The 16,397-nt window shown below is 34.1% G+C and carries 15 protein-coding genes; 9 read left to right on the plus strand and 6 right to left on the minus strand.

The genetic code is table 11. The features are described 5' to 3' along the window. The first annotated feature begins 9 nt into the window (after nt 1-9). Nucleotides 10-1,413: an aminopeptidase P N-terminal domain-containing protein gene (locus tag BM289_RS18960; RefSeq protein ID WP_091496486.1), complete on the plus strand. Its 1,404-nt coding sequence runs from the start codon at nt 10-12 to the stop codon at nt 1,411-1,413. Between the two features lie 217 nt (nt 1,414-1,630). Then, complete coding sequence (locus BM289_RS18965) at nt 1,631-2,590, plus strand: quinone oxidoreductase family protein (RefSeq protein ID WP_091496487.1); 960 nt, start codon at nt 1,631-1,633, stop codon at nt 2,588-2,590. A gap of 95 nt (nt 2,591-2,685) precedes the next feature. Here the strand turns inward: BM289_RS18965 and BM289_RS18970 are convergent, their stop codons facing one another. The 3 genes from BM289_RS18970 to BM289_RS18980 all read right to left on the minus strand — a co-directional run bounded on the left by BM289_RS18970 (nt 2,686) and on the right by BM289_RS18980 (nt 6,118). Further along, nucleotides 2,686-3,774, minus strand: a complete 1,089-nt coding sequence (locus BM289_RS18970; RefSeq protein WP_091496489.1) for a DUF6630 family protein — start codon at nt 3,772-3,774, stop codon at nt 2,686-2,688. Nucleotides 3,775-3,781: 7 nt separating this feature from the next. After that, nucleotides 3,782-4,483, minus strand: a complete 702-nt coding sequence (locus BM289_RS18975; protein ID WP_091496491.1) for an SMI1/KNR4 family protein — start codon at nt 4,481-4,483, stop codon at nt 3,782-3,784. A gap of 75 nt (nt 4,484-4,558) precedes the next feature. Then, nucleotides 4,559-6,118, minus strand: a complete 1,560-nt coding sequence (locus BM289_RS18980) for an NAD(P)/FAD-dependent oxidoreductase (protein ID WP_091496493.1) — start codon at nt 6,116-6,118, stop codon at nt 4,559-4,561. 444 nt (nt 6,119-6,562) lie between these two features. Between BM289_RS18980 and BM289_RS18985 the strand changes: the two genes are divergently transcribed. Continuing rightward, entirely contained in the window at nt 6,563-6,802 is a 240-nt protein-coding gene (locus BM289_RS18985) for a hypothetical protein (protein ID WP_091496495.1), read from the plus strand. A gap of 130 nt (nt 6,803-6,932) precedes the next feature. Here the strand turns inward: BM289_RS18985 and recQ are convergent, their stop codons facing one another. Continuing rightward, entirely contained in the window at nt 6,933-9,128 is a 2,196-nt protein-coding gene (recQ, locus tag BM289_RS18990; RefSeq protein WP_091496497.1) for a DNA helicase RecQ, read from the minus strand. Nucleotides 9,129-9,214: 86 nt separating this feature from the next. Between recQ and BM289_RS18995 the strand changes: the two genes are divergently transcribed. The 4 genes from BM289_RS18995 to lptB all read left to right on the plus strand — a co-directional run bounded on the left by BM289_RS18995 (nt 9,215) and on the right by lptB (nt 12,327). After that, complete coding sequence (locus tag BM289_RS18995) at nt 9,215-10,180, plus strand: KpsF/GutQ family sugar-phosphate isomerase (protein WP_167365466.1); 966 nt, start codon at nt 9,215-9,217, stop codon at nt 10,178-10,180. Further along, complete coding sequence (gene tatC, locus BM289_RS19000; RefSeq protein ID WP_091496499.1) at nt 10,180-10,995, plus strand: twin-arginine translocase subunit TatC; 816 nt, start codon at nt 10,180-10,182, stop codon at nt 10,993-10,995. The genes BM289_RS18995 and tatC overlap by 1 nt, the downstream gene beginning before the upstream one ends. Further along, nucleotides 10,988-11,338 (plus strand): carboxymuconolactone decarboxylase family protein, encoded by a 351-nt coding sequence (locus BM289_RS19005; protein WP_091496500.1) that lies wholly within the window; start codon nt 10,988-10,990, stop codon nt 11,336-11,338. Before tatC ends, BM289_RS19005 begins: the two co-directional genes overlap by 8 nt. A gap of 248 nt (nt 11,339-11,586) precedes the next feature. After that, nucleotides 11,587-12,327, plus strand: a complete 741-nt coding sequence (gene lptB, locus BM289_RS19010; protein ID WP_008464443.1) for an LPS export ABC transporter ATP-binding protein — start codon at nt 11,587-11,589, stop codon at nt 12,325-12,327. Nucleotides 12,328-12,383: 56 nt separating this feature from the next. Here lptB and BM289_RS19015 read toward each other — a convergent pair whose 3' ends face one another. Together BM289_RS19015 and BM289_RS19020 are read right to left on the minus strand one after the other, a co-directional pair. Further along, nucleotides 12,384-13,238, minus strand: a complete 855-nt coding sequence (locus BM289_RS19015) for a glycoside hydrolase family 25 protein (protein WP_091496502.1) — start codon at nt 13,236-13,238, stop codon at nt 12,384-12,386. Between the two features lie 10 nt (nt 13,239-13,248). Further along, nucleotides 13,249-13,965 (minus strand): CDP-alcohol phosphatidyltransferase family protein, encoded by a 717-nt coding sequence (locus BM289_RS19020; protein ID WP_091496504.1) that lies wholly within the window; start codon nt 13,963-13,965, stop codon nt 13,249-13,251. Nucleotides 13,966-14,156: 191 nt separating this feature from the next. Here BM289_RS19020 and BM289_RS19025 point away from each other — a divergent pair, with 191 nt between their 5' ends. Together BM289_RS19025 and BM289_RS19030 are read left to right on the plus strand one after the other, a co-directional pair. Beyond that, entirely contained in the window at nt 14,157-15,224 is a 1,068-nt protein-coding gene (locus BM289_RS19025) for a putative type IX sorting system protein PorV2 (protein WP_449404155.1), read from the plus strand. A gap of 35 nt (nt 15,225-15,259) precedes the next feature. Further along, nucleotides 15,260-16,396 carry a lipoprotein N-acyltransferase Lnb domain-containing protein gene (locus tag BM289_RS19030; RefSeq protein WP_091496507.1) on the plus strand — a complete coding sequence of 379 codons (1,137 nt, stop codon included), beginning with the start codon at nt 15,260-15,262 and terminating at the stop codon, nt 16,394-16,396. Nucleotide 16,397: the final 1 nt, after the last annotated feature.

Consider the following 16,397-nt stretch of genomic DNA (forward strand, 5'->3'; position numbering starts at 1 on the left):
ATCAAAAAAATGAAGCAATTTCTATTATTGTTTGTCTTTATTATTAGCTTTTCAGGAATTCATTCGCAGGAAAATTTGCCAACAGATTTCCTTTCGAAAGAATTTCACAAAGGCCGCCGTGAAGCTTTTCGAAATTTAATGCCCGCCAATTCTGTTGCAGTCGTTTTTTCTTATCCGGAAAGAGTATTTTCAAAAGACATTAATTATACCTATCACGCAAATCCTGATCTGTATTATCTGACTGGTTACAAAGAACCGGATGCCGTTTTATTACTTTTTAAAGAACCACAAGGAGACGAAAAATATACTGAAGTTCTTTTTGTAAGAGAAAGAAATGCTACTCAGGAAACCTGGACAGGTAGACGTTTAGGTGTTGAAGGTGCCAAATCGAAATTAGGTTTTACAACCGTTTACAACGGAAAAGATTTTAATGCTTTTGTAATTGATTTCAAAAAATTTGACAAAATCATTTACGATAAAATTCCAACAGATCTTGGCAAAAACAAATCAGGTTTTGATCTTTTCGGTTTAATTGAATCTTTCAAATCTAAAGCTTCCATTAAAACTGATGATGAAGCACCTGTATTACTTTTCAATACGATCACGAATTCTTTAAGAGAAATAAAAACTCCTGAAGAAATAGATTTAATGCGAAAATCGGTTAAACTTTCCTGCATTGCCCACAATGAAGTAATGAAAGCGGTTGGCCCGGATATGAGCGAGAATGAAGCAGACGGAATCCACAGATACATTCACAGACATTACGGAGCGGAAGACGAAGGTTATCCGCCGATTGTTGGAGCTGGAGCAAATGGCTGTATTTTACACTACGGAGAAAACAATGCAACCCAAATGGACAATCAATTATTGCTGATGGATGTTGGATCTGAATATCACGGTTATTCTGCCGATGTGACCCGAACTGTTCCTGCAAACGGAAAATTTAGCGAAGAGCAAAAAGCAATCTATCAATTGGTTTATGAAGCTCAGGAAGAGGTTTTTAAAATTTGTAAAGTCGGAACTCCTTTTCAGGATTTAAATAAAAAAGCTAGAGAAGTTATTACTGCTGGATTAATTAAACTCGGAATTATTACAGATCCAAAAGACGTTAGAATTTATTATCCGCACAGCTGTTCACACTTTCTTGGCTTAGATGTTCATGATAAAGGAAATTATATGAGTACCTTAAAAGAAAACATGATTTTTACCGTTGAACCTGGAATTTATATTCCGGCCAATAGTAAATGCGATAAAAAATGGTGGAATATCGGCGTTCGTATCGAAGATGACATTTTAATTACCAAAAACTCATATGAAAACCTTTCTGCAGAATCTCCAAGAAAATGGCAGGATGTGGAAGCTTTGGCTAAGCAAAAAAGCACTTTTAACGAAATGAAGTTTCCTAAGATATAATTTCAAAATTTATCTTAACACATAGAAACATAGATTTTTTTTGTCTATAAAAGGATAAAAGAAGAAGCTAGCTCCCACACATAGCTATGTGAATTTATGCAAGTGAAACGCCTTTCACCACAAAGCTAAACTATGTTTCTATGTGTTAAAACCATAAATTCAGAAGACAACAACTACTTATTTTTCCCGTACTTTGTATTCTTAAACAAATTAAAAAATGAAAGCACTTACCTTCTCTACTTTCGGAGATTCAGATGTTTTAGAATATATCGAAATCCCGAATCCACAATTAAAAAACGATGAAATTTTAGTCGAAATGAAAGCTATCGGACTAAATTTTGCTGACGTTTACAGACGAAAGGGAAATTATCATTTAAAAGGAAATCCGCCTTTTATTGCCGGTTACGAAGGTGCCGGAATTGTAGTTGATGCGAATAATCATCCTGAATATAAAATTGGGGATCGTGTGGCTTTCGCCGATGTTCCTTTTGCGAATGCAGAATTGGTTGCTGTTAATGTGAATCATGTTTTGCCATTGCCCGAAAGCATATCGTTTGAAACTGCTTCTTCGGTTTTATTACAAGGTTTAACCGCTCATTATTTAGCAACGGACAGCCATAAAACAGTAAGCGGAGAAAGAGTTTTAATTCATGCTGTTGCTGGCGGAGTTGGGCAGATTCTGACGCAAATCAGTAAGCTTTTAGGAGCAACTGTTATTGGTCTAACCTCATCTGCCGATAAAGCAAAAATCGGATTTGAGCAAGGAGCGGATTATGTTTTTCTTTATAATGAGGATTGGAAATCTCAAGTTTTTAAAATTGCGCCAAAAGGTGTCGACGCAGTTTATGACAGTATTGGAAGTACGCTAATGGAAAGCTTTGAAGTGACCAAAGAATGCGGACAAGTTGTCTTCTTCGGAATGGCGGGCGGAGATCCGGCACCAGTCGATCCAAGAATGTTAATGGATGGTTCCAAAACTTTAACAGGAGGAGATTTATGGAGTTATTTAATTTCTAAAGAAGAAAGAATCAAAAGAGCAACTCAGTTATTCAATTGGATTATCGAAGGAAAAATCAAACTTTCAGAACCCACTTCTTTCAAATTATCAGAAGGAAAACTGGCGCATGATTTTCTGGAAAGCAGACAGAGTACAGGGAAAATAATTTTGATACCGTAAACTTTTTTCCGCCACGAATTACACTAATTTGCACTAATTTTTTATGATTAAAAATTTTAATTCGTGAAAATTAGTGTAATTCGTGGCTATCTCCTCTAAAGCTGGTTAATTTCAATCTTTGTCAATTCAGACAATTCTAAGATTCGCTCTACTTCGTTTTTATTGGCTATAAAAAAGAGATAATTATCTCCAAAAGTTTCATACGTCAATAGTTCTAAATTAGATTTTGCTAACTCTGATTGAATGTATGGGAACAAATCGTGACTGTAGGTTTCCTCGGGATAATCGAATTTGAAATCTTCACCAAGCATCTCAGAAATGAAATATTGGGCATCTTCAGGATCAAACTTCCAGTCGCTGTTCCAGGCATCAATGCTTTCAAAAAAAGCAAAATGCTCTTCTGTGCTTTCGTAATCTTCTTTGGTTTCATCATTGAAATTTTCAAAAAGATTTTCAGCATATTCATTAAGTTCCTCCTCTTCAATAGTACCTCTCGAAACTAGATTCACAAACTCTTTAAAATCTTCGATAGTTGCATTTTCATTAAACAATACACTTTCAGAAGAAGGAAGTTCTACCGTTTTGGGAATTTCAAGATTTAGATACTCACAGATTCCCTGTAAAACCAGTTTAAAATCTTTAATGCCGATTTCCTGAGTGTCGTTTTTAGGAGCGTTAAAATCAATAAATTCAGAATCTAATAATCCTTTTGTATAATCTAAAAAATGACTGCCGGAATACAAAATCCTAATATCGTTTATTTCTAAACTATTGGTACAACAAAAGAAAATCATGAAGTTATTGATAACGCGCTTAAAGTGTTTCTTCATTTCCTGACTCGGCTGGGAATAAAACTGAACATGAATAAAATCATATTCTAATCCTTCCTGAATCATTTCCTCCGTTAAAGTGCCAATATTCAGTTTTTTATAAAGTTCATTTAAAACCTCATAAGCATTATTAAATCCTGCTTTTTTAATTTCTTTTCTTCCTTCTTCATGATCTAATGAATAGGGAATGGAATATAAATTGACAAAAACCGAATCCTGAATTCCTTTTACCTTAAATTCTAAACTATTCGATTCATTATATAAATAATTGTAAATCGGATTTATAACATCAAAAGAAATGATGGATTGCGGATCGTTATTTCTATTAAACAAATTGGAAAAGAAATTTTTCATGAAAGGCTTATTCGTTCGAATATTTAAAACTTTTATTCATTTTATCAAAAGGAATCACTTCATTGACAATAGATTCTAATTCGTGATCTGTCAATAAACCTCTTGCCGTTTCTACAATTTTGGGAGAAACATTGATTTCGTAATCGATAATTTCGCGTTTTAGAATAGATTCTAAAATCTCGTTCTGACGCTCTGTTAAATATTTTTTATGAGATTTAAAAACCGATTCTAAGTCACTTCTAAATTCTTCGTCACTCAGTTCATTATACAAATCCTGTTGTGACATATCGATCAGTAAAACTTTAAAAATAAAATCCTGAAGGTTTTTAGCCAGATAATTGACCTCATTCGAATCGTGCCATACAAAAACAATGGGTACGTCTCCGTTTTCTTCTTCATTTAGAAAAAAGCAATAATGATCTCCACCACCACTTTTCGCAAAAGGAATAAATTTAAATTCCGGATTTATATTTCGATAATCTTCAGGATCTCTAAGTTCCTCTATTTCTTCAGCAACCGATTTTAAATTGAGGGATTCAAAATCGTAAGAATGCAAAAGTAAAGGCGGATTATCTTTTAAGGTTGGATAAACTTCTGTAAACCAATTTGGACCGTATTCTCCAACATCCAGCATACCATCGGCATCCAGTTGTTTATATAAAAGCGGAAATTCGAATCCGTATTTTGTTTCAATGTCTTTTATAGTCATCTTTGGGGCAATTTCTATTAGAATCAAACCACTAAGATAACAATCTTTTTACTACATGAAAAATCTCGAGGTCAATTATTTCAAGGACTCCGCAATCATCAAGGCACATTTTTCGCCATCAATGGCTGCCGAAATGATTCCTCCTGCATAGCCTGCACCTTCTCCGCAAGGATATAATCCTTTGATTTGCAAATGTTCTAAAGTCTTAGGATCACGCGGAATTCTGACTGGCGATGAGGTTCTGCTTTCTGGCGCATGTAAAATGGCTTCATTAGTTAAATAACCTTTCATTGATTTACCAAAATCCTGAAATCCCTGACGCATAATCTGAGTTAAGAAGCCTGGAAAAACCTGTCCTAATTCAACCGAAGTCGTTCCCGGAACATAAGAGGTTTTCGGAATATCTGCTGAAACTTTGCTTTTTGTAAAATCAATCATTCGCTGTGCCGGAACTTTTTGAGTTTGTCCCGCCAAATGCCATGCTTTTTGTTCGATACTTTTTTGAAATTCCATTCCGGCCAAAGCACCAAATTTGGCAAAAGGTTTAAAATCTTCCAATTTCAATTCGACTACAATTCCTGAATTTGCTGTTGACTGATCCCGTTTAGATGGCGACCAGCCGTTTGTAACCACTTCACCCGGACTTGTAGCGCAAGGCGCAATTACTCCACCCGGACACATACAAAACGAATACATACCGCGTCCGTTGACTTGTTTTACAATAGAATATGGAGCCGGTGGCAAATGTTCTCCACGGAAGTCACAGCTGTATTGAATACTGTCAATTAATTCCTGAGCATGTTCTGCACGAACTCCTAAAGCAAAAGGTTTTGCTTCTATTAAAATTTTCTTTTTATCTAATAATTCAAAAATATCACGAGCCGAATGTCCCGTTGCCAGAATTAATTTATTGGCATGAATTTTATCTCCGTTCTGCGTTACGATTCCTTCGACCTCATTATTTTTTACCAGAATATCATCAACGCGGGTTTCAAATAAAACCTGTCCGCCATATTCTCTGATTTTTTCGCGAATGTCTTCAATGATTTTCGGCAATTTATTCGTTCCAATATGCGGATGTGCTTCCACCAAAATATCTTCTGAAGCACCAAAAGCCACTAAAAGTTCTAAAATTCTGGTCACGTCTCCACGCTTTTTAGAACGAGTGTATAATTTACCATCAGAATACGTTCCAGCTCCGCCTTCTCCGAAACAATAATTAGAATCTTCGTTTACGATATGTTCCCGATTAATTGCTTTTAAGTCACGTCGGCGTCCTCGAACGTCTTTTCCTCTTTCGAGTACAATTGGCTTTAAGCCTAATTCAACCAATTGCAATGCCGCAAAAAGTCCTGCTGGACCAGCACCAACTACAATTACTTCTTGTGCGTTTGAGACGTCTTTATATTTTGGAAGCTCAATTTTCGTTTCCTGAAAAGGTTCGCCTTTCAAATAAATAACCACTTTCAAGTTGATTTTAATCGCTTTCTGACGTGCATCAATTGAGCGCTTTAAAATAGAAACATGCTGAATTTCTTGAGGAGAAACTTTTATCTGCTTAGACAAATGGTCTTTTAGCAATGATTCGTTTGCAGCAATTTCGGGTGTTACTTGAAGTAAAAGTTCTTTAGGCATTTTTTCGTTTTTATTCTATTAGCTTTTCTTTCTATGAAAAGAACATGCAAAAGTACTATTTTGAACTGACTTTATGTAATTAACCGCAAAGTACGCTAAGTTTTTTGAGCATGGTTTTCTAAAAACATAAAGTTCGCAAAGCTTTGTGTTGATTTAGCTTTGCGAACTTTATCTTTTCTATGCGTAAAGAAAAATTAAATCTTAGCGCGCTTTGCGGTTAATTATGCAACAAATTTCTTCTTCCTAAAATCTTTACTTTTTTTTTTCAGCCACAGATTATTTGGATTAAAAAGATTCTCTTATGAGTGGTCAGACGCACTGCGGTGCGTCTCTACAGCAAAAAACCTTAGAACCTTAGTTTCTCAGTCCCGATAGCTATCGGGATAGAATCTTTAGGAAACACTTTGTACCTTTGCACCTCAGAACCTTTGCACCTTAAAAAAAATGTCTAGAAAAATAAAACTAATTTGGGATTTCCGAGGACCCGCTTCCGCTAAAACTGCCGAACACCATGAAATCCATTTGAAAGAATATATAGTTATTGAAAAACTTCCGCTAAATATTACAGGATTCAATATCATAAACGATATGCATGCCACCGCTTTTATGGTGGTTACTGATGAAAATATGATTCAGGTAAGAGATGCTTTGAAACCGCATCGAGGGGAAGTTTATGCTGAGTAAAATTCCAATATTTTTGTAAATTCCAATAAAAAAATTCCAAATTCCAATTGCTAATATCGCTTGGAATTTGGAATTTATATTTTGAATATTCTCTTAAAGGGTTGGAATTTGGAATTTAAAATATTGGAATTTAATTAGCTACTTCACTAATAAACTTAATACGCATTAAACGCAATTCGTCAATATCGTAATCGCCGTCAAATTCTTTTAGAGCGTCTTCGATTTTATCAGATTCTGATTCCATGAAGTAATCGTGAATTTCTTCCTGTTGATCATCATCTAAAATATCGTCTAACCAATATTTGATATTTAATTTGGTTCCAGAATATACAATTTGCTCCATTTCTTTAATTAGAGCATCCATCGTAAGACCTTTTGCAGATGCAATGTCGTTCAATGGTAATTTTCGGTCGATGTTCTGAATGATATATAATTTATTGGCAGAATTGACTCCTGTAGATTTTACAACCAAATCGTCTGGACGGATAATATCATTATCTTCAACATAACGAGCGATTAAAGCCACGAATTCACTTCCGTACTTTTTAGCTTTTCCTTCACCAACACCATGAATATTATACAATTCCTGAATAGTTATTGGATATTTTAAAGCCATATCTTCCAAAGAAGGGTCCTGGAAAACTACGAATGGTGGGACTCCCAGTTTTTTGGCGACTTTTTTACGAAGCTCACGAAGCATTCCTGTTAAAACTTCATCGGCAGTTCCAGAAGATTTACCTCCTGTTACTATTGTTTCATCATCTGCCTCTGTGTATTCATGATCTTCAGACATCATGAACGAATATGGATTTTGGATAAAATCTAAACCTTCTTTGGTAATTTTAATCACTCCATACGTTTCAATATCTTTTGACAACAGTCCCGTTACCAAAACTTGTCTCAATAATGCCATCCAGTATTTTTCGTCATGATCTGAACCAGAACCAAAATAAGGTTGCGTATCGGTTTTATGTGCTTTAATAACCGCATTGATACGGCCAATTAAAGTAAACACAATTTCTTTTGATTTGTAAATATGTTTGGTGTCGCGAACAATTTCAAGTAATTTAACCACTTGTTCCTTGGCTTCGACTTTACTTTTTGGATTACGAACATTGTCATCCATATCAGCGCCTTCACCAGTTTCGCTGTCAAATTCTTCACCGAAATAATGGAGAAGAAATTTTCTTCGTGACATTGAAGTTTCGGCGTAAGCCACAACCTCCTGTAAAAGCGCAAAACCAATTTCCTGTTCTGCAACTGGTTTTCCGGACATGAATTTCTCCAGCTTTTCTACATCTTTATAAGAGTAGTAAGCCAAACAATGTCCTTCTCCACCGTCACGTCCTGCACGACCGGTTTCCTGATAATAACTTTCAAGAGATTTTGGAATATCGTGGTGAATTACAAAGCGAACATCTGGTTTATCGATTCCCATTCCGAAAGCGATTGTTGCGACCACCACATCTACATCTTCCATCAAAAACATATCCTGATGTTTGGCGCGGGTTTTGGCATCCAATCCTGCGTGATAAGGAACAGCACTGATTCCGTTTACTTGTAAAACTTCGGCAATGGATTCTACCTTTTTACGGCTTAAGCAGTAAATAATTCCGGATTTGCCTTTATGTTGTTTGATAAATCGAATAATATCCGATTCAATGTTTTTAGTTTTTGTTCGAACTTCGTAGTACAAGTTCGGTCTGTTGAATGATGCTTTAAAAGTATTAGCATCAGACATATCAAGGTTTTTCAGGATATCTTCCTGAACTTTTGGGGTTGCGGTTGCAGTAAGACCAATAATTGGAACTTTACCTAATTGCTTTATAATATGTCGCAGATTTCTGTACTCCGGCCTAAAATCATGCCCCCATTCCGAGATACAGTGTGCTTCATCAATAGCTACGAAAGAAATAGGCACACTTTGAAGGAAAGCCACATATTCTTCTTTTGTTAAAGATTCTGGAGCAACATATAATAATTTGGTTAAACCTGAAGTAATATCTTTTTTAACCTGTGCAATTTCTGTTTTTGTAAGAGAGGAATTTAATACGTGTGCAATTCCATTTTCCGACGAAAGACTTCGAATGGCATCAACCTGGTTTTTCATCAAGGCAATCAGAGGAGAAACAACAATTGCTGTTCCGTCCTGAATTAAAGCGGGTAATTGATAACAAAGAGACTTTCCACCACCTGTCGGCATAATTACGAAAGTATTCTTTGCATCTAAAATACTCGTAATGACTTGCTCCTGCAAGCCTTTAAATTGGCTAAAGCCGAAATACTTCTTTAATTCTTTATGTATTTCAATTTCGTTTGAATTCATTCTCTATATTAATGGTATTTTGTATAAATTTGCAACACATAAAGATACAACTTTCTTTTATACATACAAATTTTAAATATTCTGATTTGATCTCAAAAGAAAATATATTGGCCATCGCCAAAAAAACAATTCTCTCTGAAAGTGAAGCAATTACAAAACTAATTGATTTTCTGGACGAAAATTTCTACGAAGCAGTTCAGCGTATCTATGAAACCAAAGGCCGTTTAATCGTTACCGGAATCGGAAAAAGTGCCATCATTGCTCAAAAAATGGTTGCTACTTTTAACTCTACAGGAACTCCATCTATGTTTCTGCATGCCGCAGAAGCTATTCATGGTGATTTAGGCATGATTCAAAACGAAGACATTATTATATGTATTTCTAAAAGTGGTAACAGTCCTGAAATTAAGGTTTTAGTTCCGCTTTTAAAACGATTTGGAAATACTCTAATTGCTATTACAGGAAATACGACTTCCTTTTTAGCAAAAGGTTCTGATTTCGTTTTAAATACAACTGTGGATACCGAAGCCTGCCCAATTAATTTAGCTCCAACAAACAGTACAACGGCTCAGCTTGTTATGGGCGATGCACTAGCAGTTTGTTTAATGGAAATGCGTGATTTTAAACCTGAAGATTTTGCGGTTTATCATCCAGGTGGCGCTTTAGGCAAAAAATTACTGCTTCGTGTAAAAGACATGATAGAACACTCGTTAAAACCAACAGTTACTCCAGAGACTTCAATCAAAAAAGCAATTTTCGAAATTTCTGAAAAAAGATTGGGAGTTACCGCAGTTATAGAAGACAATAAAATTGTTGGAATTATTACGGATGGAGACATCCGAAGAATGCTAAACGACGTAGATACTATAGCAGATTTAACAGCAAAAGATATTATGTCTAAAAATCCAAAAGTAGTTTCGTCTGAAACTATGGCTGTGGATGCTTTAAACATTTTAGAAGACTTTTCGATTACACAATTAATTGTTGCAGACAACGGAGAATACAAAGGCGTATTACATTTACACGACATTTTAAAAGAAGGAATAGTATAATGGCAAAGAAAAATCTTGGCGAAATGTCATTTTTGGATCATCTTGAAGAACTAAGATGGTTATTGGTTAGAAGTACACTTGCTACAATTATTATGGCAATTGTTACTTATTTTATTAGTGATTATTTATTTGATCAAATTATTTTAGGCCCAATCAGACCAACGTTTTTTACTTATGTTTGGTTTTGTGATCTTTCGCATTCATTGGGATTTGCAGACAGCATTTGTATTACAGAACTGAATTTCATTATTCAGAATACCGAAATGGAAGGACAAGTAAACATCTTTGTATGGATGTGTCTTCTGGCAGGTTTCATCTTGAGTTTCCCTTATATTTTATGGGAAATCTGGAAATTCATCAGTCCAGCTCTTTATGAAAAAGAAAGAAAAAATGCAAAATTATTCATCTTCGTCTCTTCTTTACTTTTCTTTTTAGGAGTCTTGTTCGGGTATTTTGTCGTAATTCCGATGTCGGTAAACTTCGTGGCAACTTTCTCTGTGAGTGATGTTGTAAAAAACCAGTTTACGCTTGAGTCTTATATGGGAATGGTAAAAACGAGTATTTTAGGAAGTGCTATCTTTTTTGAACTTCCTATTGCTATTTATTTCTTAACTAAATTAGGATTAGTAACTCCTGAATTCTTAAGAAAATACTGGAAGTACGCTGTTGTACTTATTTTAATTATTGCCGCAATCGTGACGCCTCCAGATGTTGTGAGTCAAACTATTGTTGCAATTCCAATGCTAATCATATACGAATTGAGTATATGGATTTCGAAAGTTGTTTATAAAAATAAAATGAAAGAAAATGTCTGATATAGTTCAAGAATTTAATGACTATCGTTCTAAAATGAACGAAAAATTATTAGCTGACAACAATAAAATTGTAAAGCGTATTTTTAATCTTGACACTAATGCTTACGCAGAAGGCGCTCTTGATGTAAAAACAAAAGAATTACTTGGTCTAGTTGCATCAACAGTTTTAAGATGTGACGACTGTGTAAAATACCATTTGGAAACCAGTTATAAAGAAGGCGTTTCTAAAGAAGAAATGATGGAAGCGATGGGAATTGCGACTCTTGTTGGAGGAACAATCGTGATCCCGCATTTAAGAAGAGCTTACGAATTCTGGGAAGCTTTAGAAGAAGCGGGCAAATAATTAGAAAATGTGTCAATTTGATAATTAGATAATTTCTCTTAAAATACTCTAATTATTTAATTCTGAAATACAAATTCTAAATTTTGAAAATGCAATAATTTGTTAATTGATTTACCGAATTGATTATTTTAAATTTATTTTGCCTTTCAAATCAAATTATAAAATTGATTATGATTTATTTTTAAAAAAAATTATCTCATTGTCAAATTGCCTAATTGGCACATTATCAAATTATCTAATTAAAAAAAATGAAGCTAAGAGCCGATAATTTAATCAAAACCTATAAAGGACGAAGTGTTGTAAAAGGAATCTCTGTTGAGGTAAATCAAGGAGAAATCGTGGGTCTTTTGGGGCCAAATGGAGCTGGAAAAACAACGTCTTTCTACATGATTGTGGGATTGGTAAAACCAAATCAGGGAAATATCTTTCTTGATGATTTGAATATTACCGATTATCCAATGTACAAACGTGCACAGCAAGGAATTGGTTATTTAGCACAGGAAGCTTCTGTTTTTAGAAAATTAAGTATTGAAGATAATATCCTGAGTGTTTTACAATTAACAAAACTTTCTAAAGAAGCTCAAATCGCTAAAATGGAAAGTTTAATTGAAGAATTCAGTTTAGAACATATTCGTACCAACCGAGGCGATTTACTTTCGGGAGGAGAACGTCGTCGTACTGAGATTGCACGTGCATTGGCAACCGATCCAAAATTCATATTATTGGATGAGCCTTTTGCCGGAGTTGACCCGGTTGCGGTTGAAGACATCCAAAGAATTGTAGCCCAGCTAAAAAATAAAAATATCGGAATCTTAATTACCGATCATAACGTTCAGGAAACTTTAGCCATTACAGATAAAACATATCTAATGTTTGAAGGAGGAATTCTGAAAGCTGGAGTTCCAGAAGAATTGGTCGAAGACGAAATGGTTCGTAGAGTGTATCTGGGACAAAACTTCGAGTTACGTAAAAAGAAACTTGAGTTTTAAAAAAGTTTTCAGTCGCAGTCTCAGTGAACACTGAAAACTGAGACTGCGACTGAAAACTATTCCACCGTAATAAAATGCAATTGCTCTAAATCGCCGTTGTAAATATTGACATCAACACGATGTTTAATTCCAGGCAAAGAAGCTTTTTCTGTAAATTGCCAAAACAGCCAATCATCTTCAATTTTTTCTCTGTAGAAATTATAATTGGCTATCCAGAATAAATAATCTCCGAATTCTTCTTTTAAGAAATCAGCATAATATCTTTCTCCCGAATAAATAATTGGACGCACCTGATAATGTTTTTCTACTTTATTCAACCAACGTTTCAATCCTTTTTTCAAACTGTCTAAGGGCTGGTTTTTGGGTAATTTTTCGATATCCAAAACAGGAGGTAGATCTCCTTTTTGCAATTTTACTGTTTTAATAAAAAGATTGGCCTGTTCTATAGAATTTTCGTTGGGACGATAATAATGGTAGGCACCGCGCATGATTTTATTTTCTTTTGCACCTTCCCAATTTCTTTTGAATTGTCTGTCCACACGATCATTTCCTGCTGTTGCACGAATAAACACAAACTGAACAGGATATTTTTCGTCCAGAATTTCGACTTCTTCCCAATCTACTTTTCCTTGAAATTCAGAAACGTCGATTCCAATTACTTTTCCTTTATGATTTTCGAGAACGCGAATGTTTCGTACATCCGAAAGGTGTTTATCTACGGCATCTTCATCTAAAACCTTTTCCGATTTAAAACCTAAATAATAGGCCAATCCTTTACGATAATGGTAAATGATTCCAATAAATAAAAGTGAAAATAATATCAACAAAAGCCCTCTTAAAAGCCTATTAAGAAAAGATCTTCCTGCAGGTTTTCTGGAATATGTTTTACGATAAGACGTTTTTCTTGCCATTACAACAGAACTACTTTTTCAAAAACAAATTATTGATAACAGACAATAAAACGTAGAAAACAATAATCAATGGAATTGCGATATACTGAAGCAAAATGACCATCAATACAGAAATAGTCAAAAACACGATTTGAAGTGCGTTTTCTTTGAAACTGAACTTTTTAATTTTTAAAGAGAACAATGGAATTTCAGCATTCATGATATAAGCACTACATAACGTAATAACAAGTAAAACCCAAAAATTGGTTAGAATTTCAAACATCATTAGAGAATTTGAATATTCTATAACCAAAGGAAGACTTAAAACAAACAATGCATTTGCAGGAGTCGGCAAACCAATAAAAGAATCAGTCTGACGGGTATCAATATTAAAATTAGCCAATCTATAACAAGCGCCCAAAGTCACGATAAATCCTAAAAAAGGGATAAATACAGATCCAACTACATCATGAGGATTAGCACTTTTTAAAAACAAACTGTACATCACATAACCAGGAGCGACACCACTGGTAACCATATCTGCCAAAGAATCCAATTGCAAACCTAGCGGACTTGAAACTTTGAATAATCTGGCGAAAAATCCATCAAAGAAATCAAAAAAGATTCCCAAACAAACCATATAAAAAGCCATTAAGAAATCGCCTTGAGAAACATAAACAATGGCTACGCAACCACAGAAAAGATTAATTAATGTAATTAGATTTGGAATGTGCTTTTTGATATTCATAGTTTGAAATTTTGATAATGGCAGAGAACAAATTTAGCATAATAACTCGATGCAAAACGAGTTTTTCTAATAGTTTTTTATTTCTGATTCCGACTTTCAGAATATTTGGATAAACGAACTGAATTGCTGAGTAAAATATTCTATTTTTGATAAAAATTTAAAACCTGTACAGGTCAGTAAAAAAAGAACTTTTGAAAAGAATTTTAGCATTTATATTATTTTGGAGTTTTACTTCTCAATATGCTCAAACTGTCCGAAAATATTCGAATGAGTTTATGAATATTGGTGTAGATGCCGCCGCGCTTGGAATGTCTAGTGCCGTGACCTCGTTCACAAATGATGTTAATGCTGTTTACTGGAATCCTGCAGGTTTAACACATCTTGAAGATCATCAAATTGCCTTGATGCATGCGAGTTATTTTGCCAATATTGCACAATATGATTATATAGGTTATGCTAGTCCGATTGATGACAGAAGCGCCTGGGGAATTTCGATGATTCGTTTTGGTGTGGATGATATTATGGACACCACTCAGCTAATCGATAGTCAAGGAAATATTGATTATAATCGAATTCGTTTGTTCTCGACAGCAGATTATGGTTTTACTTTTTCTTATGCCAGAAAACTTCCCGTTGAAGGCTTTCAATATGGGGTAAATGCGAAAGTAATCCGAAGAGTGATTGGAAAATTTGCCAATTCCTGGGGATTTGGGTTTGATATTGGAATTCAATTCGAAAGAAATGACTGGAAATTCGGATTGATGCTTCGTGATATTACAACCACTTATAACGTCTGGAATATTGACGAAGAAGAATATGCAAAAATTGCCAATGCAATTCCGGGAGAAAACAACGAATTACCAGAAAGTACTGAGATTACTTTACCAAAAGCACAATTGGGTGTTTCAAAAAGATTTGATTTCCATAACGAATGCAGTCTTTTGACTTCTGCAAATCTCAACATGAGATTTGAACAGACTAATGATATCATTTCATCAAAAGTAGTAAGTATAGACCCAGCTCTAGGGTTTGAATTTGGTTATACCGATTTGGTTTTCGTAAGAGCTGGTGCGGGAAATTTTCAAAACGTAACACAATTGGACAATACTGAAAAAATTAATTTCCAACCTAATATTGGTTTAGGTTTTAAATATAAAGGCATTCAGATTGATTATGCTCTAACCGATTTAGGAAATCAAAGTACGGCCTTATATTCTAATATTTTTTCAATCAAAGTAGATTTAGGAATCTTTAGATAAGTACAAAACCATAAAATCTTTTAAAAATTTCAAACATGAAAACTGTACTAGTAAAAAAAGCGTTTTTTATTTTATTATTCTTAGTAAGTTTTATTGGTTTTAGCCAGAGTCTGCCTTTATCTAAAGATGCTAAAATTAGTGTTCTAACGTGCGGACTCGGAAATGAAACTTATTCTTATTTTGGACATACAGCTGTTCGTGTTTTTGATCCTTTAAACAACATTGATATTGTTTATAATTATGGTGCATTTGATTTTAGAACGCCAAATTTCGTTGCCAAATTTGCCAAAGGCGATTTACAATATTTTATCATCACACACCCTTTTTCCGATTTTTTAAACGAATATAATAATGACAAACGAAGTGTTTACGAACAAGAGCTTCTGGTTTCTCTTCCTTTAAAACAAAAAATATTTGACAATCTGAATCACTCTTTATTTTCTGAAGAAAGATATTATACTTATAAATTTATTGATAAAAACTGCACATCGATGGTTGTTGACGTAATCAATAAATCTTTAAATCAAAATGTAATTACGAAAAAAGGAGATACAGACAAAACCTATCGTTCTATTCTATTTCCTTACTTTGACGGACATTTCTACGATCAATTGGGAACCAGTATCATTTTCGGAACAAAAGTAGATCAAATGGGAACGCGAATTTTTCTTCCTTTTGAATTGAAAAACAGTTTAGAGAAAACTACATTTCAAAATAAACCTTTAGTAAGCAAATCCAAAACCTTATTAGAATTTACAAAGGAAACTCCAAAATCTTTGTGGAATAATATTTACACATATCTTTTTATTCTGGGCTTTGTGGTGTTAGCAAGAAATAAAACAGTAGACAAAATCTATCTTTTGATTTTATCTCTGATTGGAATATTCTTTGTTGTAATGGGATTTTATTCTTTTCACCAAGAACTGGCGATGAATTATAATGTGTTGCTTTTTAGTCCGCTATTATTGCTTTTAGTTTTGTTTTCAGTTTTCAAAAACAAATTATGGACGTACAGATTTTCGCTAATCAATTTCGTGCTTTTAGTGATTTACTTTTTGTTTTTAATCAATAAAGCACATTTCTTTATCACTTTACCATTGATTATTACAAGCGGAGTAGTTTTAGTAAGAACCGCAATCCGTAATAAAAAACCAATTCCAATTATAATTTAAT

Source organism: Flavobacterium phragmitis (assembly GCF_900112575.1).
In the GTDB taxonomy this organism is placed as follows: domain Bacteria; phylum Bacteroidota; class Bacteroidia; order Flavobacteriales; family Flavobacteriaceae; genus Flavobacterium; species Flavobacterium phragmitis.